Below are 19,619 nucleotides of genomic sequence, written 5' to 3'. Positions count from 1 at the left end.
CGCCCGCTCCGGCGACGGTGCAGGCGACCCCCTTGGAGGAACGATGACCGAGACCACGATCGCCGAGCACGGGCTGATCGGCGACCTGCAGACCGCCGCGCTGGTGACGACCGACGGCTCGATCGACTGGTTCTGCACCCCGCGGTTCGATTCGCCGTCGGTCTTCGGCGCCCTGCTCGACGACGAGCGCGGCGGCCGGTTCCGCGTCCGCCCGGCCGGCGCCTGCGCGAGCTCCCAGATGTACCACCCGGACACCGCGGTGCTGATCACCCGGTTCTCCGGCCCGGACGGCATCGGCGAGGTGGTCGACTTCATGCCGCCGTGCGGCCCCACCGCCACCACCGAGCACCGGATCGCCCGGCTCATCCGCTGCGTCCGCGGCCGGATGACGTTCGACGTCGTGGTCGCGCCCCGCTTCGACTACGGCAGGCGGCCGCACCAGGCGATGCTCGTCGCGAACGGGGCGGTGTTCATCGCGCGCGAGACGTCCCTCGTGTTGCACGCCGTTCGCGAACCCGGCGACGAGCACCTCGCCGAGGCCCGTGTCGAAGGCGGTGACGTGCACCTGCGGCTGGCCCTCACCGCGGGCCAGGTCCGCGGGGTCGTGCTCGAGACCGACGCCGCCGAGCCCCCGCGCGAACTGCGCGTCGCCGAGTTCGAGGCGCTCTTCCGGTCCACTGTGGACTGGTGGCGCGGGTGGCTCGCGGGCTCCACCTACCGCGGCCGCTGGCGGGAGATCGTGGCCCGCTCGGCGATCACGCTCAAGCTGCTCACGTACGCGCCGACCGGCGGGCTGGTCGCCGCGCCCACCCTCGGGCTGCCCGAACAGCTCGGCGGGGAACGCAACTGGGACTACCGCTACACCTGGGTCCGGGACGCGTCCTTTTCGGTCTCGGCGCTGCTCTCGCTCGGGTTCGCCGAGGAGGCCGCCCGGTTCGGGAGCTGGCTGGGCGACCGCATCCGCGAAGGCGGCGGCGGGGCCGGCGGGCCGCTCGCCGTGCTGTACCGGGTGGACGGGACGTCGGACCTGCGCGAGGAGAGCCTCGCGCACTGGTCGGGGTACCGCGGGTCGAGCCCGGTCCGGATCGGCAACGACGCGGCCGGGCAGGTGCAGCTCGACATCTACGGCGAAGCGCTCGACAGTGTTTTCGCCGCCGACCGGGCGGGGTTCGAGCTCCCCGACCAGGGCTGGACCGCCGTCCGCGCGGCACTGGACTGGCTCGGCGAACACTGGGACCAGCCCGAAGAAGGCATCTGGGAGACCCGGGCCGGCCGCCGCCGCTTCACCTACGGCCGCCTGATGAGCTGGGTCGCGTTCGACCGCGGCATCCGGCTGGCGAGCACCCACGGCCGTCCCGCGCCGATCGAGAACTGGACCTGGCAGCGCGACAGCATCTACGCCCAGATCCTGAGCCGCGGCTGGCACCCGACGCGCAACGCGTTCGTCCAGCACGACACGAGCGACGAACTGGACGCGGCCCTGCTCCGCATGCCCCGCACCGGTTTTCTCCCGGCCACCGACCCGCTGTGGCTTTCCACCCTCGACGCGATCCAGACCGACCTGGTGACCGACAGCCTGGTCTACCGCTACAACCCGGCCGCGTCCCCGGACGGCCTCGCCGGCTCCGAAGGCACGTTTTCGTTGTGCAGCTTCGACTACGTCGACGCGCTGACCCGCGCGGGCCGCATCGAGGAGGCCCGCACGGCGTTCGAGAAGATGCTGACCTACGCCAACCACGTCGGCCTGTACGGCGAGGAGATCGCCCCGACCGGCGAACAGCTGGGCAACTTCCCGCAGGCCTTCACCCACCTCGCCCTCATCGACGCCGCGGTCACGCTCGACGCCGCCCTCGGCTGACGCGCGATCGACGAATTCCGTGCGGCAGCGGGTTTTGCCCGGCGATTCACCGGGCTAGGCTCGAACTCTCCGACAGGCACGCATCAGCACGGATCCGAGGGAGCCACCGACGTGGTCGAGACGCACGACATCGTCCGCCCGCCCGCCGAACTCAGCGCGGCGCTCGCGGCCATCGGCAGCGCGACGGCCAGCGGCGAGCTCAGCCGCATGGGTATTCGCAGCGCGTTCATCCGCGGCCCGGTCACGGTGACGCCCGGCGTGCGCGTGGCCGGCCCGGCGCTGACGCTGCAGTTCCTGCCGAAACGGGAGGACCTCTACCCCGTCGACGAGTACGAGGAACCGGAAAAGCAGCTGCACCGCCACGTGATGTACCACGCGCAGCCCGGCGACATGATCGTCGTGGACGCGCGCGGCGACATGAGCAGCGGGGTGTTCGGCGAGATGATGCTGACCTACTTCAAGGGCCGCGGCGGCCTCGGCGTGGTGATCGACGGCTGCCTGCGCGACATCGGCGAGGCCAAGCAACTCGGCCTCGGGCTGTGGATCCGCGGCGCCACCCCGAACTTCCACGCGCAGACGGGAATCGTCCCGGCCGCGGTCAACGTGCCGGTGGCGTGCGGCGGCACGCTCGTCGAGCCGGGCGACATCGTGGTCGCCGACGACGACGGCGCCGTCGTGGTGCCGGTCAAGCTCGCCCCCGCTTTGGTGGAGCACGCCCAGGAACACGCGGAATGGGAGGAGTTCTCCCGGATCCGGCTGTCCGAGGGCGGCGACCTGCGCCGGTACTACCCGCTGTCGGAGGAGGCCCGGCCCGAGTACGAGCGGTGGCGCGCCGAACAGGGCCGCGCCTAGCTCCACAGCCGGCTGCCCCAGGCCCCAAGCGCCCCAATGTGGCGTTCGGTGCGTCCAGCGCACCGAACGCCACAGGTGCGTCCAGCGCACCCAACGCCACATTGGGTGCGTCCAGCGCACCCAACGCCACATTGGGTGCGTCCAGCGCACCCAACGCCACATTGGGGCGCATGGGCGGGCGCCGACGCGAAGGGCGGGGGCGCGCCTAGCTCCACAGCCGGTCGTGGCTCGACTCGGTGTCCCAGTGCTTCGTCTCCGCGAAGAACACCGGGTCGCGCGGGTCGAGGTGGCGGCGCAGCAGGTCCTCGTTGAGGTCGCCGAAGCCCAGGCCCGGGGTGTCCGGCACCGTGATCCGGCCGTCGGTGATCAGGGGGCCGGTGACCAGGTCGCTCCAGAACTCCACGTCGGCCGCGTGGTGTTCCAGCGCCAGGAAGTTCTCCGTGGCGGCGGCCAGGTGCACGCACGCCATCGTCGCGATCGGGGACGCCGCCAGGTGCAGCGCCATCGCGATCCCGCGCTCCTGCGCGTAGTCGCCGATCCGCTTGGTCTCGGCGATCCCGCCCGCCGTCGCCGGGTCGGGGTGGGCGACGCGGATGGCGCCGGTGTCCAGCAGCGGCCGGAAGCCGTCGAGCAGGTAGATGTCCTCGCCGGTGCACGTCGGGACGGCGACCGCCTCGGTGAGCCGGCGCCACTGGCCGGTCAGCTGCCACGGGATCAGGTCCTCGATCCACGCCAGGGTGAACGGCTCCAGCGCCCGGCCGATCCGGATGCACGAGTCGAGGGCGATGTGGCCGAAGTGGTCGGCGGCGAGCGCGACGTCGTAGCCGAGCACCGACCGCACGATGTCCACGTAGGACACCAGGTGGTCGACGCCCTTGGCGGTGACCTGGATGCCGGTGAACGGGTGCATCGTCGTGTCGTCCGCGCGGGCGCCCGGCGGCGCGATCAGCGCCCCCGGCACGTCCCACAGCAGGTCGACGCCCACGTCCATCTTCAGCAACGTGAACCCGCGCTGCTTGCGCTCCAGCAGCCGGGCACCCATCGCGTGCGGGTCCGGCACCGACGGCGTGTCCGCGTAGCAGCGGACCTCGTCCCGGAACCGGCCGCCGATCAGCGCGTACGCGGGCACTCCGTACGCCTTGCCCGCGAGGTCCATCAACGCCATCTCGACGCCGGAGACCCCGCCGCCCTGGCGGCCGTGGTGCCCGAACTGCTTGATCTTGCGGAAGATCTTGTCGACGTTGCAGGGGTTCTCCCCCACCAGCCTGCTCTTGAGCACGAGCGCGTAGGTGGCGCTGGCCTGGTCGCGCACTTCGCCGTAGCCGGCGAGTCCCTGGTTGGTGTCGATGCGGATGATCGACGAGCGGAACGGCACACCCTCCACAGTGGCCACCCGCAGGTCGGTGATGCGCAGCTCGCTCGGCCGGGACGCCGTCGCGACGTGCTCCTCGGTGATCATCCCTTGACGGCTCCCGCGGTGAGGCCTTCGGTCAGGAACCGCTGCCCGAACCCGTACATGAGCACGACCGGGATGCTGATCAGCAGCGAGGCCGCGGCCAGCTGCCCCTGCGGGACGACGTCGCCGAAGATCATCGACTGCATGCCGACGGGCAGCGTCTTGTTCTCGTCCTTGGTGATGAACACGAAGGCGAACAGGAACTCGTTCCACGCGTTGGTGAGCGTGAACAGCGCGACCGCGAGCAGGCCCGGCTTGGCCAGCGGCAACACGATCCGGCGGAACGCCCCGAACCGCGTGCAGCCGTCGACCAGCGCGGCCTCCTCCAGGTCGGCCGGGATCGACTTGAAGTAGCCGACGAGCAGCCACGTCGCGAACGGCAGGGTGAACGTCGGGTAGGCGAGCACGAGGGACCACAGCGAATCGTTGAGCCCGATCCCGCTCATCAGCTGGTAGAGCGGGATGAACAGCAGCGCGCCCGGCATCACGTAGGTGAGCAGGATCGTCACCGTGAAGCTCTCCGAACCCCGGAACTTCAACCGGGCCAGCGCATAACCCGCCAGCGCCGCGCAGACCAGCGCGATCGCGGTGGACGCCACCGACACCAGGATCGTGTTGAGGTACCAGGTGCCGAACGCCCGGCCGGTGAACAGGTTGGTGAACTGCTCGGTGCTCCACGGGGTGGGCCAGAGGTCGTCGGTGCGCGCGACGATCTGGTCGTCGGACTTGAAGGCCGTGACCGTCATCCAGTAGAGCGGGGCGAGCACGAAACCCAGCAGCCCCACGAGCGCGATCCCCGAGCCGCTGCCGGCGACCAAGCGGGCGGCGAGGCGGTTCCCCTGCGTGGCGAGCACCGAGACGATCCGGCCGACCACGGCGGCGAGCACCACGAACACGCCCAGCACGAGCGCGGCCTTCCAGACGATGTGCGGCGACGCCCAGACCAGCACGAGCACCGAACCGGCGACGATCACCCACGGCAGCGCCCGGCGCTGAGCGGGAGACAGCCGTCGTCGTCCCAGGTCGGCCGCGCCCGGCTGGTCGCTGCGGCGCATCATCCGCACGAGGATCACCACGAGGATCGCGATGATCGGCAGCATCACCAGCGTGACCGCGGCGCCCGCGCCCAGCTGCAGCTGCTGGATGGCCTTCGAGTAGGCCACCATCACGTACGGCGCCGTCGCGTCCCCCGGACCGCCCTGGGTCATCAGCCAGATCAGGTCGAAGTTGTTGAACGTCCAGATCGACGACAGCAGCACCGTCACGATCATGACGGGCCGCAGCCCCGGCAGCGTGATGTGCACGAACCGCTGCCACGGCGAGGCGCCGTCCACCATCGCCGCCTCGTGGAGGTTGCTGTCGATGGCCTTGAGCCCGGCCAGGAACGTCACCGTGAAGAACGGGATGCCCTTCCACACGTTGACCAGGATGATCGACGGCATCGCGAGCGCGGGGTCGGACAGCCACTCCGCGGGCCACTTGTCGACGAGCCCGATCGTGGCGAGGAAGGGCCCGATCCCGGACTCGGTGAGCAGGACGTTGACGCTGCCGAAGATCGGGTCGAGCAGCGACCGCCAGGTGAAGGCCGTGACGACCGTCGGGATCACCCACGGCAGCAGGATCACCCCGGCGAGGATCGCCCGCCCGCGGCGCATGTGGTGCAGCATCAGCGCCGCGATGAGCCCGAGGGTCACCTTGAAGATCTCGGCGTAGGCGGTGAAGACGAACGAGTTGAGCACGCCGTGGTGGAACAGGTCGTCGCCGATGAGGGCGGTGTAGTTGTCCAGCCCGACGAAAACCGTCTCCGCGCCGTGGCGTTCGGTGGCGCTGGTGAAGACCGAGCCGACGATCGGGACCAGGATCAGGCCGGCGACGAGCACCAGCGTCGGCCCGATGAACACCGCGGCGAGGCGCCAGTCGCGCCCGAGCAGCTGTTGCACGCGCGTGAGCGAGGACGACCCGCGCGGCGCCGGGCGGGCCGGCACCGGCGGCGCCGTCTTCGGGCGGACGACCGTCATTGCCGGTAGCCCTGCTGCTCGAAGATCTGCACGATCCGGGTGTGGGTCGCGGCGACGGCGTCGGCCGGCTTGGTGCCCTGGATGACCGACTGCATCATGTCGGTCAGCAGGTAGGCGGCGACGGCGGCCTGCTCGCCGGGGCTCGGCGCCTGCGGGAAGGCGTGCCCGGTGGTGGTTTTCACGGGGAGCGGTGCCCGGGTCTGCTCCCGCAGCGCGGTGAAGGCCGGGTCACCGGTGGTGTAGTACGGGTCGGAATCCCATACCTTGTCCCACGAAGGGTTGACCAGGCACGGTGCTTCCTTCGCGACCGCGAGCAGGGCGCTCCCGCCGGCCATGAACTTGGCGACCACCTTGGCGAGGTCGGGGTTCTTCGCCCCCTTGAACACGACGAACGAGTTGGACTCGCCGAACGCGAGCGGCCGGTCGAGCGCCGGCCCGGAGGCGCCGTTGAACACGTGCGTGTTGGCGTAGACGGGGTTCTTCTTGGTCTTCGAGTCGGCGTAGACGCTGAACTGGTTGAGCGTCAGCCCGAGGATCTGGGCCAGCCAGTTCTCGTTGTTGCTCGAGTCGGTCCAGCTGCCGATCCCCGGCGGCAGCATCGGCTTGTACTTCGGGTTCGTGTAGATGTCGCCGATGAACGTGACGGCGGCGACGGTCTCCGGCGAGTTGAACACCACCTTCGTGCCGGTGTTGTCGGCGATCGCTCCGCCGTAGACGTTGATGACGTTCTGGATGAAGCCGTTGGCGTCGCCGGAGCGGTTCACCGTGAGGCCCCAGCCGTACCGCTTCTTCGCCGGGTCGGACACCGCCAATGCGTTGTCGCGCAACTCTTCCCACGTGTAGTAGGGCTTCAGCGGCAGCCCCTTTTCCTGGTACCAGTCCTTGCGCAGGTACATCCCGGTCGCGATGAAGTGGTACGGAATCGCGAACCAGCGCCCGTTGAACACGCAGTAGTTGTTCGCTTCCGTCGCCGGTTCTCCGTAAAGCGCTTTCATCTCCGTGACCACGTCGGTGACGTCGGTCAGGGCGCCGAGGTTGTGGAGCTGCCCGACGAACCGCCGGTCGCTCACGAACGCCAGATCGCGGTTGGTGCCCGCCTTCACCTCGGCGTCCATCTTCGCGACCATGTCACCGGCGTCGCCGGACACCAGGTCGTTGCGGATCGTGGTGCCGGTGGCCTGCGCGAGCACCTGCAGCGACTTGTCCAGCGCCTTGTTGGCGGCCTCCGAATACAGCTTCTGCGACAGCATTCCCACCGACCCGCCGCGCAGCGCCGCGGCCTGGTCGAGCAGCGCCTGGGGCACCTGGACGTCGACCTGCGGCGCGGGTGCGGGGCCGCCCCCGCAGCCGGCGAGGCCGAGCACGCCCAGCGCGCTCACCCCGAGGAACGTGCGCCTCGAAAGGTCCGTTTTCTCTTCCATGACAACTCCTCATACCGACGGGGCGGCGGTGCGACCGGCGGGGCAGCGAGGCGAGCGCCGCGCTGTGGATTCGTTCAGGCGGCGAAGGACGCCGTACTGCTGCTGCGTTGTCCGGGCAGCCCGTCGAACAGCCCGGCCGAGCCGCGGGGGCGCCACAGCGGTACCGGGCCCGCGCCGGGCACGGGGTCGAGCGTCAGTGCGGTGGCCCGTTCCGCGGAATCGAACGCCCGCTGGACGACCATCGCGTTGGCCACGCTCTGCGCGACGCTGCCGACCGGCCGCCCGCCGAACTGCACGGCGTCGGCGAAGTCGGCGAGTTCGGCGCGGTAGCCGTTGTCGCTGCCGCGGAAGACCGTCGTGTGGGTGGTGGCGTCGGCGCCACTGCGGGTCACGCGGCGCTCGGCCTCCGAACCGCCGAGCACGAGCACCCCCTCGGTGCCGTACAGCCGCATGTCGTTGGGCTCGGGCGGGATCGGGATGTCGGGGAAGGACGCGGTGTAGTTGCCGATGGCGCCTCCGGTGAAGACGAGGTTGAGCGTGAGGTCCGACGGTGCGTCGATCGTGCGGTTGGCCGTCTGCACGGCGCCGTGCACCCGCGCGATGTCCCCGCACAGCAACCGGATCTGGGCGATGTGGTGCACGCCGAAGTCGAGGTGCACGCCACCGCGGTAGCGCGGCCGCTGCCGCCACGGCGTGCCGGTGAACCCGCCCGCCCGTGGCACCGACTGGCCGGCGTGCCGCCACGCCATCAGGTGCGGGCGGCCGATCGCGCCGTCGTCGAGCAGCGCGCGGGCGTAGCGCAGGTCGTCGCGGTAGAAGTAGTTCTCCCCCACCATGAAGGTGCGGTCCGGGTGCGCCACCGCCAGGGAAAGGAAAGCCGCCGCCTGCTCCGCGTCGGCGCCGGCCGGCTTCTCGCAGAACACGTCCTTGCCCGCCGCGAGCGCGTCACGCGCCACCTCGTACAGGTGCGGGATCGGCACGGAGACCAGCACGGCGTCCACGTCTTCGCGGGCCAGCAAGGCGGTCCGGTCGGCGACGGCCAGGGCCGGGTCGACTCCGCTGTAGCCGGCGAACCGACGGCACTGGCCGGCGGAGGAGTCGGTGAACGCGGTGACGACGTACCGGTCGGCGAGCCCGCACAACGCCGGCCAGTGCAGCTTCTCGATCGCGAGTCCGGTGCCGATCAGTCCCAGCCGGATCGGCGGGATCGCGGGTGCTGCCATGCCTCGTCCGTCCTCGTCATCGGTTCCGGATCTGAGTCGTGCAGGGTGCTAGCGACGCTTGCTTCGCTGTGCCTTCTCCGAGAGGAGCGTGGAGTGGTTGTTCCTCAGGTGCTTGCGCATCGCCGCGCGGGCACCTTCCGGATCGCGCGCCACGAGCGCCTCGTAGATCTCCGTGTGCTCGGCGGTGGCGCGGTGCAGCCCGGACGGCGCCTCGTTGGTGACGCGCCGGCTGGCCGTGCCGAGCCAGCGGGCGGAGTACATGATCCGGTCGAGGATGCGGTTGTCGGCGGCCCGGCAGATCTCCATGTGGAACTCGTGGTCGACCTCGAGGTAAGCCTCGGGATCGCCCTCGAGCGCCGCCATGCGGCCGACCTCGTCCCCGAGCCGGGCCAGCGTCTCGTCGGTGATGCCGGCCGCGGCCATCGCGGCCAGCTCGGGCTCGAGCAGCGCGCGCATCTGGTACAGCTCCTGCAGCAGCTCGCCGACGATCTCCGCGGGCAGCCACTCGATCAGCAACGGGCTCAGGTAGTCCCACTCGGCGCGGGGCCGCACGACGACGCGGCGGCCCTGTGCGACGTCCACGATGTCCAGTGAGGCAAGGATCTTGAGCGTCTCGCGCGCCACCACGCGGGACACCCCGAACTCCTGGGTGATGTCGAGTTCCGACGGGGCCCGGCCGTCCTCGAACTCGCCGTTGACGATGCGCCGGGTCAGGTGGGCCGCCACCTGCACCGGAAGGGTCCGGACCTTGACAGCGTCCAGAGACTCTTGTCTCCTTTGCATGTCATCAGCTTATCGGACAAGTTGGACCTCGCGACAGTCCCATTCCTACCTATTACCCAGCGGCAGGAGAGCAATGCGGATCGTGAACGTCTCGACGGCGGTGGTGGCCTACCACGGTCAGGCCACGCTGGTCCGGATCGACACCGACGAGGGCCTCAGCGGGTTCGGCGAGGCCAACCCCGACGCGGGCGCGGGTGCCGTCGTCGGGATGATCGAGTCCCTGAAACCCCTGCTGCTCGGCGAAGATCCGCGCAACGTCGAGCGGTGCTGGGAAAAACTGCGCCGCAGCAAGGTTTTCGCGGGCGCGCAGGGCGGGGTGTTCGTGATCGCCCTGTCCGGCATCGAGCTCGCGCTGTGGGACCTCGCGGGCAAGGCAGCGGGCCAGCCGGTGTACCGGCTGCTCGGCGGAAAGTTCCGCGACCGCATCCGCCTCTACGCCGACTGCGGCGACGGCGACGACCCGGCGGGCTCGGTCGCCGGGTGCGTCGACCGGGCCCAGCGGATGGTCGCCGAAGGGTTCACGGCCCTCAAGTTCGACATCGACGACTTGGAGCACCCGGCCAAGGCCGACGCCTTCAACCACACGATCAACGCGGCCGAGCTGCGTTCGATGGTCGAGCGCGTGGCCGCCGTCCGGACGGCGATCGGCCCGGACGTCGACCTGGCCATCGACCTGCACGCGCGCTACGACCTGCCGAGCGCGTGCCGGATCGCGTGGGAGCTCGAGCCGTTCGACCTGATGTGGCTGGAAGAACCGTTGCCCGCGGAGAACGTCGACGCGCTGGTCCGGGTCCGCGAGCAGACGCGGACCCCGATCTGCGCGGGAGAAAACCTTTACCTGCGCTGGGGATTCCGCGAACTGCTCGAACGCGGCGCGGTGGACGTCATCGAGCCGGACGTGCCGAAGTGCGGCGGTCTCGCCGAGGCCAAGAAGATCGCGAACCTCGCGGAACTGCACTACGTCCCGTTCGCCCCGCACCTGGTGTCGACGCCGCTCGGCACGATGGCGACGTCCCACCAGTGCGGCGCGATCCCCAACTTCCTGATCCAGGAATGGCACGCGCTCGAGGAACGGGCGGTGTGGGACAGCTACGTCCACGCCCCCGACGGGAGCGGCTCGATCGTCAAGGACGGCTACATCACGCTGCCCGACGCGCCCGGCATCGGCGTGGAACTCGACATGGACGGCGTCCGGGCCCACGCGGTCGCGGGCTACGGGGTGTTCGAGTAGGCGCTCACGAGGGGGCGGCGATGCCGTCCAGTGGGGGCGCGGCGAGCTTGGCCGCGTCCCACCCGTCCCAGTGGATGACCTCCTCCGCGGCCGGCCGCCGGGCGGGGCTGAACTTCTCCCCGCGGGTGAAGGCCAGCGGCGTCAGGCAGACCTGCTGCACCCGCTCGAAAGGAATGCCCAAGACTTCGGCGACTTCCTTCTCCCGGGACAGGTGCATCGTCGTCCAGCAGGTGCCGAGCCCGCGAGCCCGGGCCGCGAGCATGAAGCTCCAGGTCGCCGGCAGCACCCCGCCGAGCATCGACGCGCTGGTGAACGCGGAGGCGCCGTCCAGCCGCACGCCGTCGAGGCACGCGATCACGATCGTCCCGACCTCGTGGAGCGCGCGTTCCAGCGCGTCCGCCGAGCGGGCTGTCCGCTGCTGCGTGCCGCTCGCCTCGACCCGGCCGATGTAGCCGGCCGAAGCGCGATAGGAGTGCAGGTAGATGTCGGAGTAGATCTCGGCCACGGCCGCGCGCAGGCGTTGTTCCCGCACCACGACGAACCTCGTGCGCGGGAGGTTCGACCCGGCGGGCGCTTGCAGGGCAAGGGATACGCACTCCCGGATCAGGTGCTCCGGCACGTCCCGATCCGGGTCGAGCCGCTTCCGGACCGCGCGGGTGGTGGCCAGCATTTCGTCGGCGTCCATGGACTGAACTAACTTCAGTTCGGTTCCCATGTCAAGCCTCACCCGAGGCCCGGGACGAGCACCGCGCGTCCGACGACCTCGCCCGCCGCGAGCCGGCCGAAGACCCGCGGCGCTTCCGCCAGCCCGAACTCGGTGGTACGCACCGGAAGCAGCCCTCGGCGCGCGAGCCCGACGACCTCGGCCAGCTCGGCGCGCGATCCCCAGAACGGCAGGCTCACCCGGGTGCCGGCGGGCAGCGGACCGGGCTTGGTCACCGGCACGACGCCGCCCCCGCTGCCCACGAGCACGAGGTCCGCGCCCTTGCGCAGCAACGACGGCGTGACGTCGGCGGTGCTCGGCGCGACGGCGAAGTCGAACACGACGTCCGCGCCGCGCCCGTCCGTCGCGGCACGGACCACCTCGGCGCAGGTGCCGGTGGTCGCGGTGTGGTCCGCGCCCAGTTCTCGCGCCAGTTCCAATGCCTGCTCGCGGAGGTCGACCGCCACCACGGTCGCCCCGGTCAGGGCGCGCAGGATGCTCAGTGCGACGTGGCCGAGTCCGCCGACGCCGATCACCACGGCCACCGCGTCCGCATCGGACAACCGGGCCAGCGACCCGGCGACGGCGTGGTAGGACGTCAGGCCCGCGTCCGCCAGCACGGCGGCGTGCGCGGGCACCAGGCCGGCGCTGGACACCAGCCGATCGGCGCCGACCACGACGGCGTCCGCCATCCCGCCGTCCAGCCCGAGACCGAAGCCCGCCGCCCCGCTCGCGTGGCCGTGGTCGCAGTACTGGGTTTCGCCGCGCCCGCACCGCCGGCAGCGCCCACAGCCGACCGGGGCGTGCACCACCACCTCGTCCCCGACGCCGACTCCGGTCACACCGGGGCCGAGCGCGGCCACGCGACCGCAGATCTCGTGCCCGAAGGTGAACGGCAGGCCGTACCCCAGCGCCCCCACGCGGTCGAGCACCGCCAGATCGGAGCGGCACACGCCGGCCGCCAGGACGTCGAGCCGCACCCGCCCGGGCCCTGGCTCCGGGGTCTCGACCTCCACCAGCCGGGCGGATCCCGGGCCGGTCAACCGGAACGCCCGCATCACAGCCACCTCACCCACCACCGCCCGCCGCGCCACGCAAGCGGTCGGCGAGCACCGCGGCTTCGCGGCGGGCCAGCTTGCCGACCCGGTTCTGCGGCAGCGCCTCGACGCGGAAGACGTACTCGGGCCACTTCCCCTTGGCCAGCCCCTCGCCGTGGAGGTGCTCCTGCAGGGCCGGCACGTCCAGGTCCTCGCGCCCGGTCACCAGCAGTGCCGCGACGCGCTCGCCCAGCACCTCGTCGGGCACCGGGACCACGCAGACCTGGTCGACCTCCGGGTGCCGGGCGATCGCGCTCTCGACCTCGGTGATGTCGATGTTGCGGCCGCCGCGGATGATGATGTCCTTCTCGCGGCCCTTCACGGTCACCGAGCCGTCCGGGCGGATCTCCATCAGGTCGCCGGTGGCCAGGAAGCCGTCGCGGGTCAGCCGCGGGCTTTCCACCGTGCCGCCGCGCGCGTAGCCCAGGAACAGCGACGGCCCCCGGACCTGGGCGTGCCCGGTGACCCCGGCGGGCAGGGATGCGCCGAGTTCGTCCACGACGCGCAGCTCGGTTCCTGGGAAGGGCCGCCCGTCGGTTCCGAGCCGCTGGTCCACCGGGTCAGAGGGCCGCGGCGTGGTGTGCCCCAGGCACTCGGACATGCCGAAGACGCGCAGGAACCGCGTGCCCAGCCGGCGTTCGGCCCGGCCGAGGGCACCGGCGTCCATCGGGCCGCCGCCGACCGTCATCGCGGTCATCGCCGTGAGCGCGCCCTCGGCGCCGGCCGCCGAGCCCATCTGCAGGGCCATGGTCGGGACGCACATCGTCCACCGGGCCCGGTGTTCGGCCAGCAGCCGGACCGCCGCGCCCGGCTCCCACTTCTCCAGCAGGAGCATCGGCCCGCCGAGCATGAGGGGCAGGTACAGGCCGAAGCAGATGGCCGCGGCGGACGAAAGCGGTACGAGCGCGCCCACCGCGTCACCGGGCCGCAGCCCCACCGCTTCGATCGTCCGGCGGCCGGCGTAGCGGAGCGCGGCCTCGCTCTGCACCACGCCTTTGGCGCGCCCGGTCGACCCGGACGTGAGCCCGACGACCACGCCCCCGGCCCAGCGATCGGCCGCGGCCCGCCCGGCGGCCGCGAGGTGCCAGCCGTCGAGGACGGGGCCGTCCGCGGCCGCGACGTCCCAAGTGGACAGTGCCGCCGCGGACGCGACGACGACGTCGGGCGCGATGTCTTCGCGGGCGGCGGCGAACTCCTCGCGCGTGCTGTGCCTGCTGATCAGCGCCAGTGTCCCGCCGAGCCGGCCGACCGCCAGCGCGCCCGCGATCGTGCGCTTGCTGTTGTCGGCCTGGAGCAACAAGGTGACCCCCGGGCCGGCCACGTCGGCCAGCACCTCGGCGAAGTCGTCCGCCGCGCCCAGCACCGCGGCCAGCGCGTGCGCGCCGTCCGCGTCGATCGCCACCACCGCGCCGGGGTCCGTGGCCACGCGCGCGTCGAGTTCCGCGACCAGTTCCTTCATCCCGGGAACATCTCGCGCTCGTCGCCGAGCAGGGCGATCCGCTTGCCGCGCATGGCGCCGACGTGGCGCACCGCGGCGTCCCACTCCGGGCTGGCGAGCGCGGTACGGGCCGCGGCTTCGTCGTCGAAGCTGAGCACGGACAGCCCGTCCCAGCCTTCCGAGCGGGGCTCGAGCGCGCTGGACACGGCGGTGTGCCGCCAGGCCCGCAGGCCCGGCAGCGGGTAGGTCATTTCGGCGTGCTCGCCGCGCCACCACTCGATGAACCGGTCGTGGGTCCACTCGGGCGGGCGAGCGGCGAGCAGAACAAGGTTGAACATCACTGCCTCCGTGGGGCCGCCTGCTTCAGGCCGCGCCGATCTCCAGCTCCGGGGAACGGCCGATCATCAGCGAGACGACGTTGCCGTCTTCGTCGAGCCTCGCGGCGGCGACGAAGGTCGATTCGAATTCCTCGCCGCGGCGGGTCTCGCCGAGGACCAGCTCGTCCCGGCCGCGCGTCGAGCCGGTCAGGACGTGGTGGGTGAGCACGCCCTTTTCCCGCTGGGCGAGGTAGCCCTCCATGGCCGCCCGGCCGCCCGCGAAGTCGGTGGCCCGGCCACCGCCGGTGCCGAAGACGATCGAGAACCGGAACCCGGGGGCGATCAGGTCGAGGATGCCCTCGGGCCGCGCCGAGTCGATCGCGGCGAACCAGCGGTCCAGGGTCGGGGCCCCGCTCATGCGGCACCGCCCGCCGGCAGCGGGAACAGGCTGAACTCCGGGTGGAAGAACACCTGGTAGCGCCGCAGGCGCCCGGCCGGGGAGATTTCGGCGGCCGCGGAGAACGAGCCGGTCCCGCGCCCGTCGCCCTCGGTGATGATCCCGTAGGCCATCTCCAGATCGCCGTCCACGCCGCGGCGGCGGACGACGTGCCGTCGTCCCACGGCGGGCCGGGCCGCGATGTAGGCCTCCAGGTCGGCCACGCCGGTACCGCGGATCTCGTTGCCGGGCAACGCGATCAGGAACTCGACTCGCGGTTCGGCCAGCTCGAGCGCCCGCAGCGGCTCGGGGCCGTCCAGCCGCGCGTAGTAGTCCTCGATGATCACCGCACCGTCCTCCTTGACGGACCGAAACTGACATGAAGTCAGTTCTGTTCTCTCGACTCTAAACAGCCGCGAACCGGAGAGCAAGAGCGCTCAGCCCACCGGATCGGCCGCCACGACCATGCGCACGCAGCACCCTTCGACGAACCCGGCGATGGCGTCGAGGTCCAGCGTCCCGCCGGGCCGGTACCAGCGCCACACGCCGACGATCATCCCGAGGATGCCGCGGGCCATCAGCAGCGGATCGCGGTCCGGGAATTCGCCGGCGGCGATGCCCCGTTCCAGGAGCTCCGCCCAGTTGTGCTCGATCTTCACGACGAGGGCGCGGCACGCCAGCCGCTCCGTCTCTTCCCGTTTGGACGCCCGCTCGTTGGCCAGCAGCGCGATGTTCGACTGCAGGATCCGGTTCTGCTGCACCTCCCACGGCGGGATCGAGCACGCGGCGGCCACGGCCGCCCGCAGCGCCGCCGTCGCGGTGGGGGTCTCCTTCGTCGCTTCGCGGAACGCCGTGTCGGAGTTGCGCAGGCCGAGCCGCATGATCGTGAGCAGGCAGTGCGCCTTGGACTCGAAGTAGTGGTAGAGCGCCGTGTGCCCGATCCCGACGCGTTCGGCGATCTCGGACCACTTGGTCGCCTCGTACCCGACCTCGCCGAACCGCTCGACGGCCACCGCCAGGATGGCCGGCCGCTTGGACCGCGGCCCGTCGTCGGATTCGGTCAATGACTCAATGCTCACGCTGGCTCCCTGGTACGGCGGTCACCACACTCTAGACGCTCACCTGAACCGGATTCAGGTCATTCGCCGGACCGCGTGTTCCGCCGCCGCCATGCCGAAGACGACGGCGGGCGCGAGACCGCCGGCGTAGGCGTGCGCGTAGAGGCCGCCGATGTCGGACCCCGCCGCGTACAGGCCGGCCACCGGACCGGTCTCGCCGAGCACCCGGCCGGCCCGGTCCACCTCGATGCCCGCGAACGGGAACGTGATGGCCGGCGCGACTTCGACGACGTAGTACGGCGGCCGATCGAGGGGCCGCGGGTCGTACCGGCGGCCCAGCCCGTCCGGGGCGCCGGCCGCGATCCGCGTCAGCTCGCGGGCGACGGCCGCTCCGTCGTAACCCCACTCCGGCGGCATCTCCGCGAAGTCCGCGGGCGACTCGGCGACGACGCACCGGCCGCCCCGACGCCGCGCGAGCGCGAATTTGTCCGTGGCCGGGGCGCCTTCGACGTAGGCGCCGACGCCCCACTCGCGGTACCCGTGGGCGTCGGTGACCAGCAGCCCGCGCGCCTCCGGCTGGTCGAGCAGCGCCATCGTGGTCAGGTGGTCGCCCGCGGTCTCGTCCACGAAGCGCTCGCCCTTGAGGTTGAACAGCACCGCGTGCTCGCTGTAGTAGAGGGCGAGGTCGACGAAGAGTTCCGGCTCGAGGGCGACGCCGGCCGGGATCAGGTGCCCGTAGAAGCCCCCGCCCCGGTTGGCGACCCGGCCGCCGGCCTGCCGGGCGAGCCGCAGTCCGTCCCCGCGGCTCCACTCGTTCGACCGCAGCGCGATCCGCTCCGCCTGGGGGTGGACGAGGTCCGCGCGCAGCCCGGCGTCGGCCTGGAACCCGCCGGTCGCCAGCACGGTCGCCGGCGCGCGCACCGACCGGCGGGTGCCGTCGGCGAGGAGCAGGTCCGCCCCGGTCACGGCACCTCCGTCGTCGACGCGCAGCCGTTCCGTGCGTGCGCCGGTGACGATCTCGCCGTTCGTCGTCACCCGCCGCCGGGCGGCGTCGACGAACTGGGCGGTGTCGAACTGGTGGCCGGTGCCGTGGCGCAGCACGGTGACCGGCGGCCCGTACGACACCCCGAGGTCGGCCAGCAACGCCAGCGCGGCCGGGAAGCCGTCGACGACCGCGGCGGTCAGCTCCGGCGCCCCGTGCGGGTTGAGCGCGTGCATGGCTTCGCCGGTCGTGCCGGTCCACAGGTACCCCGCGTACAGCGCGGAACCACCGAGCCGGGGTGCGCGCTCGACTACCAGCACCCGCGCCCCGAGCGCGACCGCCCGCGCCGCGGCGCTGAGGCCGGCCATGCCGCCGCCGAGCACGAGCAGGTCGGCCGCGTCAGACTCCGATGGCGTCGAGGAGGGCATCGCCGTGACTCCCTTCGAAGAGCACCGCGCTGCTCAGCGCGCGCCGGACGTGCAGGTGGGCCGAATGCTCCCAGGTGAACCCGATGCCGCCGTGGACCTGGACGTTCTCGTCGGCGACCCAGCGGTACGCCCGCCCGCACACGAGCGCCGCCGTCGCGGCCGCGCGGGCCGCCTCCGGCGTTCCTTCGGCGAGCTCGGCGGCCGCCCACAGCGACGCCGACCGGGCCGCTTCGACTTCGACGGCCATGTCGGCGCAGCGGTGCTTGATCGCTTGGAACGTGGCGATCGGCCTGCCGAACTGCAGCCGGTGGGCCGCGTAGTCCACCGCGGCTTCCATGGCCGCGGCCGCCCCGCCGGTCTGTTCGGCGGCCAACGCGGCCGAAGCTCGCAGCAGCACCCGCTCGAGCACGGGCGCGGCCGGTCCCAGCAGGACCGCCGGCGCGCTGTCGAAAGCCACGGTCGCCAGCTGGCGGTTCGGGTCGATCGCCCGGGCCGGACGCCGGCTGACTTCCGGGAGCGCGGCCTCGACCGCGAACATCGAGGGGCCGTCGGCGGTTTCCGCCGTGACGAACAGCAGGTCCGCCGTCGCACCCTCCAGCACGAGCACCTTCTCCCCCGAGACGAACCAGTCCCCGTGCGCGTCCGCGGCCGCGCGGGTCTGGCTGTGCTCGCGGTAGGCGAGGGTGGCGGTCGTCGTGCCGTCGAGCAGGGACGGGAGGAGATCCGTGCCGGGGGCGTGCAGCAGCACGCCGACGCCGAGCACCGCCGTGCCGAACCAGGGCAGCCGCGCCAGTGACCGGCCCAGTTCCTCGGCGACGACCGCGACTTCGCGGAACCCGGCACCCGCGCCGCCGCGGTCCTCGGGCACGTCCAGTCCGGCGACGCCGAGTTCGACGGCGAACCGCCGCCAGGTCGCGGGATCCCAGCCCCGTTCGGCATCCCGCGCGGGCTCGGTGTGCTTGAGCAGGAATTCGCGGACGACCGTGCGCAGCTCTTCGGCGTCCGCGCCGGGCGTGAGGCGCGGGCTCATACGTCGTCCCCGAGGACGTCGGCGAACCGGAGCCGGGCTTCCGCGCGCCGCGCCGGCAGGGTGTACGGCGGGAACAACCCGTCGTCGGGTTCCGTGCCCCGCAGGAGCGCTTGGGCGAGGTTGACCTTGTGGACCTCGGTGGCGCCGTCGGCCAGTCCCATGTGGAACGACTCCATGACCCACTTGCCGAAGGGCAGTTCCTTGGAGATCCCGAGCGAGCCGTGGATCTGGATCGCCCGGCCGGCGATGTCCGCCAGCACCTTCGGCATGGCGGCCTTCACCGCGGAGATGTCGGCGCGCACCTTCTTGTAGTCGTCGAACCGGTCGATCCGCCACGCGGTGCGCAGCACGAGCAGGCGGAACTGTTCGAGCTGGATCCAGGAGTCGGCGATCATCTCCTGGACCAGCTGCTTGTCGGCGAGGCGGCCGCCCCTGACGGTGCGGGAGACCGCCCGGCGCTTCATCATCTCGAAGGCCGTCTGCACCAGGCCGACGGTCCGCATGGCGTGGTGGATGCGGCCGCCGCCGAGGCGCGTCTGCGCGACCGCGAAGGCCTCGCCGCGGCCGCCGAGGAGGTTCTCCGCCGGGACGCGGACGTCGGTGTAGCGCAAGTACTGGTGGGTGCCGACCGGCTCCTCGTGCCCCCACACCGAGACGTCGCGGACGCGCTCGACCCCCGGCGTGCCGGCGGGGACGACGAACATCGACATCGACTTGTGCGGCGGCGCTTCCGGCTCGGTGACGGCCATGACGATGAGGAACTCGGCGAACAGGGCGTGGCTGGAGAACCACTTCTCGCCGTTGATCACCCAGGTGTCGCCGTCCAGGCGGGCCGTGGTGCGGAAGCCGGTGGGATCGGACCCGCCGTGCGGCTCCGTCATCGAGAAGCACGACACGATCTCGCCGTCGACCAGCGGCTTCAGGTACGTCGTCTTGAGGTGCTCGCTGCCGTAGTGCGCCAGGATCTCGGCGTTGCCCGAATCCGGGGCCTGGCAGCCGAACACCACCGGGCCGGAGTGCGTCCGGCCGAGCTTCTCGTTCAGCAGCGCCAGCCGCAGCTGCCCGAACCCCTTGCCGCCGAGCTCCGGGCCGAGGTGGGCCGCCCACAGGTTCCGTTCGCGCACCCGCTGCTGCAACGGCTTGATGAGCGCGTTGCGCACCGGGTCGCGCGGGTTCCAGGCGTGCTCGACGACCTGGTCGACCGGCTCGACCTCGGACCGGACGAACTCCTCGACCCAGTCCAGTTCCTCCTGGATCTCGGGATCGGTCTCGAATCCCCAGCTCATGG

Annotated in this window: 18 protein-coding genes; 3 read left to right on the top strand and 15 right to left on the bottom strand. The window is 71.8% G+C overall.

Going from position 1 to position 19,619, the window contains the following annotated elements; all coding sequences use genetic code 11:
• The first annotated feature begins 43 nt into the window (after positions 1–43).
• Both SD460_RS21435 and SD460_RS21430 read left to right on the top strand, forming a co-directional pair.
• Entirely contained in the window at positions 44–1,858 is a 1,815-nt protein-coding gene (locus SD460_RS21435; protein WP_318306609.1) for a glycoside hydrolase family 15 protein, read from the top strand.
• A 111-nt stretch (positions 1,859–1,969) separates the two neighbouring features.
• Positions 1,970–2,710 (top strand): ribonuclease activity regulator RraA, encoded by a 741-nt coding sequence (locus SD460_RS21430; protein WP_318306608.1) that lies wholly within the window; start codon positions 1,970–1,972, stop codon positions 2,708–2,710.
• Between the two features lie 205 nt (positions 2,711–2,915).
• Here SD460_RS21430 and SD460_RS21425 read toward each other — a convergent pair whose 3' ends face one another.
• The 5 genes from SD460_RS21425 to SD460_RS21405 all read right to left on the bottom strand — a co-directional run bounded on the left by SD460_RS21425 (position 2,916) and on the right by SD460_RS21405 (position 9,611).
• A complete protein-coding gene (locus SD460_RS21425) occupies positions 2,916–4,169 on the bottom strand; it encodes a mandelate racemase/muconate lactonizing enzyme family protein (protein WP_290054770.1) in 1,254 nt (417 codons plus the stop codon).
• Positions 4,166–6,184, bottom strand: a complete 2,019-nt coding sequence (locus SD460_RS21420) for an ABC transporter permease (RefSeq protein ID WP_290054767.1) — start codon at positions 6,182–6,184, stop codon at positions 4,166–4,168. Before SD460_RS21420 ends, SD460_RS21425 begins: the two co-directional genes overlap by 4 nt.
• Complete coding sequence (locus SD460_RS21415) at positions 6,181–7,605, bottom strand: extracellular solute-binding protein (protein ID WP_290054764.1); 1,425 nt, start codon at positions 7,603–7,605, stop codon at positions 6,181–6,183. Before SD460_RS21415 ends, SD460_RS21420 begins: the two co-directional genes overlap by 4 nt.
• Before the next feature lie 74 nt (positions 7,606–7,679).
• Complete coding sequence (locus tag SD460_RS21410) at positions 7,680–8,828, bottom strand: Gfo/Idh/MocA family protein (protein WP_318306607.1); 1,149 nt, start codon at positions 8,826–8,828, stop codon at positions 7,680–7,682.
• Between the two features lie 48 nt (positions 8,829–8,876).
• On the bottom strand, positions 8,877–9,611 hold the full coding sequence (locus SD460_RS21405) for a FadR/GntR family transcriptional regulator (RefSeq protein ID WP_290054758.1): 735 nt from the start codon (positions 9,609–9,611) through the stop codon (positions 8,877–8,879).
• Between the two features lie 73 nt (positions 9,612–9,684).
• Here SD460_RS21405 and SD460_RS21400 point away from each other — a divergent pair, with 73 nt between their 5' ends.
• Positions 9,685–10,842, top strand: coding sequence for a mandelate racemase/muconate lactonizing enzyme family protein (locus SD460_RS21400; RefSeq protein ID WP_318306606.1), 1,158 nt, complete (start codon positions 9,685–9,687; stop codon positions 10,840–10,842).
• Positions 10,843–10,846: 4 nt separating this feature from the next.
• Here the strand turns inward: SD460_RS21400 and SD460_RS21395 are convergent, their stop codons facing one another.
• The 10 genes from SD460_RS21395 to SD460_RS21350 all read right to left on the bottom strand — a co-directional run bounded on the left by SD460_RS21395 (position 10,847) and on the right by SD460_RS21350 (position 19,617).
• Complete coding sequence (locus SD460_RS21395) at positions 10,847–11,527, bottom strand: nitroreductase family protein (RefSeq protein ID WP_290054751.1); 681 nt, start codon at positions 11,525–11,527, stop codon at positions 10,847–10,849.
• A 38-nt stretch (positions 11,528–11,565) separates the two neighbouring features.
• Complete coding sequence (locus tag SD460_RS21390; RefSeq protein ID WP_290054750.1) at positions 11,566–12,603, bottom strand: alcohol dehydrogenase catalytic domain-containing protein; 1,038 nt, start codon at positions 12,601–12,603, stop codon at positions 11,566–11,568.
• 10 nt (positions 12,604–12,613) lie between these two features.
• Positions 12,614–14,101, bottom strand: coding sequence for a class I adenylate-forming enzyme family protein (locus SD460_RS21385; protein WP_318306605.1), 1,488 nt, complete (start codon positions 14,099–14,101; stop codon positions 12,614–12,616).
• Entirely contained in the window at positions 14,098–14,418 is a 321-nt protein-coding gene (locus SD460_RS21380; protein ID WP_290054745.1) for an EthD family reductase, read from the bottom strand. The genes SD460_RS21385 and SD460_RS21380 overlap by 4 nt, the downstream gene beginning before the upstream one ends.
• A gap of 25 nt (positions 14,419–14,443) precedes the next feature.
• Positions 14,444–14,815: a nuclear transport factor 2 family protein gene (locus SD460_RS21375; protein WP_290054743.1), complete on the bottom strand. Its 372-nt coding sequence runs from the start codon at positions 14,813–14,815 to the stop codon at positions 14,444–14,446.
• Positions 14,812–15,180 (bottom strand): nuclear transport factor 2 family protein, encoded by a 369-nt coding sequence (locus tag SD460_RS21370; RefSeq protein WP_290054740.1) that lies wholly within the window; start codon positions 15,178–15,180, stop codon positions 14,812–14,814. The genes SD460_RS21375 and SD460_RS21370 overlap by 4 nt, the downstream gene beginning before the upstream one ends.
• A gap of 90 nt (positions 15,181–15,270) precedes the next feature.
• Positions 15,271–15,912 (bottom strand): TetR/AcrR family transcriptional regulator, encoded by a 642-nt coding sequence (locus tag SD460_RS21365; RefSeq protein ID WP_318306604.1) that lies wholly within the window; start codon positions 15,910–15,912, stop codon positions 15,271–15,273.
• Positions 15,913–15,966: 54 nt separating this feature from the next.
• Positions 15,967–17,301 (bottom strand): FAD-binding protein, encoded by a 1,335-nt coding sequence (locus SD460_RS21360; protein WP_318306603.1) that lies wholly within the window; start codon positions 17,299–17,301, stop codon positions 15,967–15,969.
• Complete coding sequence (locus SD460_RS21355; RefSeq protein ID WP_318306602.1) at positions 17,273–18,331, bottom strand: acyl-CoA dehydrogenase family protein; 1,059 nt, start codon at positions 18,329–18,331, stop codon at positions 17,273–17,275. Before SD460_RS21355 ends, SD460_RS21360 begins: the two co-directional genes overlap by 29 nt.
• On the bottom strand, positions 18,328–19,617 hold the full coding sequence (locus SD460_RS21350; protein WP_290054728.1) for an acyl-CoA dehydrogenase family protein: 1,290 nt from the start codon (positions 19,615–19,617) through the stop codon (positions 18,328–18,330). Before SD460_RS21350 ends, SD460_RS21355 begins: the two co-directional genes overlap by 4 nt.
• Between the last annotated feature and the right edge of the window lie 2 nt (positions 19,618–19,619).

Source organism: Amycolatopsis solani (assembly GCF_033441515.1).
GTDB lineage: Bacteria > Actinomycetota > Actinomycetes > Mycobacteriales > Pseudonocardiaceae > Amycolatopsis > Amycolatopsis solani.
Note: the sequence above shows the minus strand (reverse complement) of the source record. Positions and strands in the feature narration are given on the sequence as shown.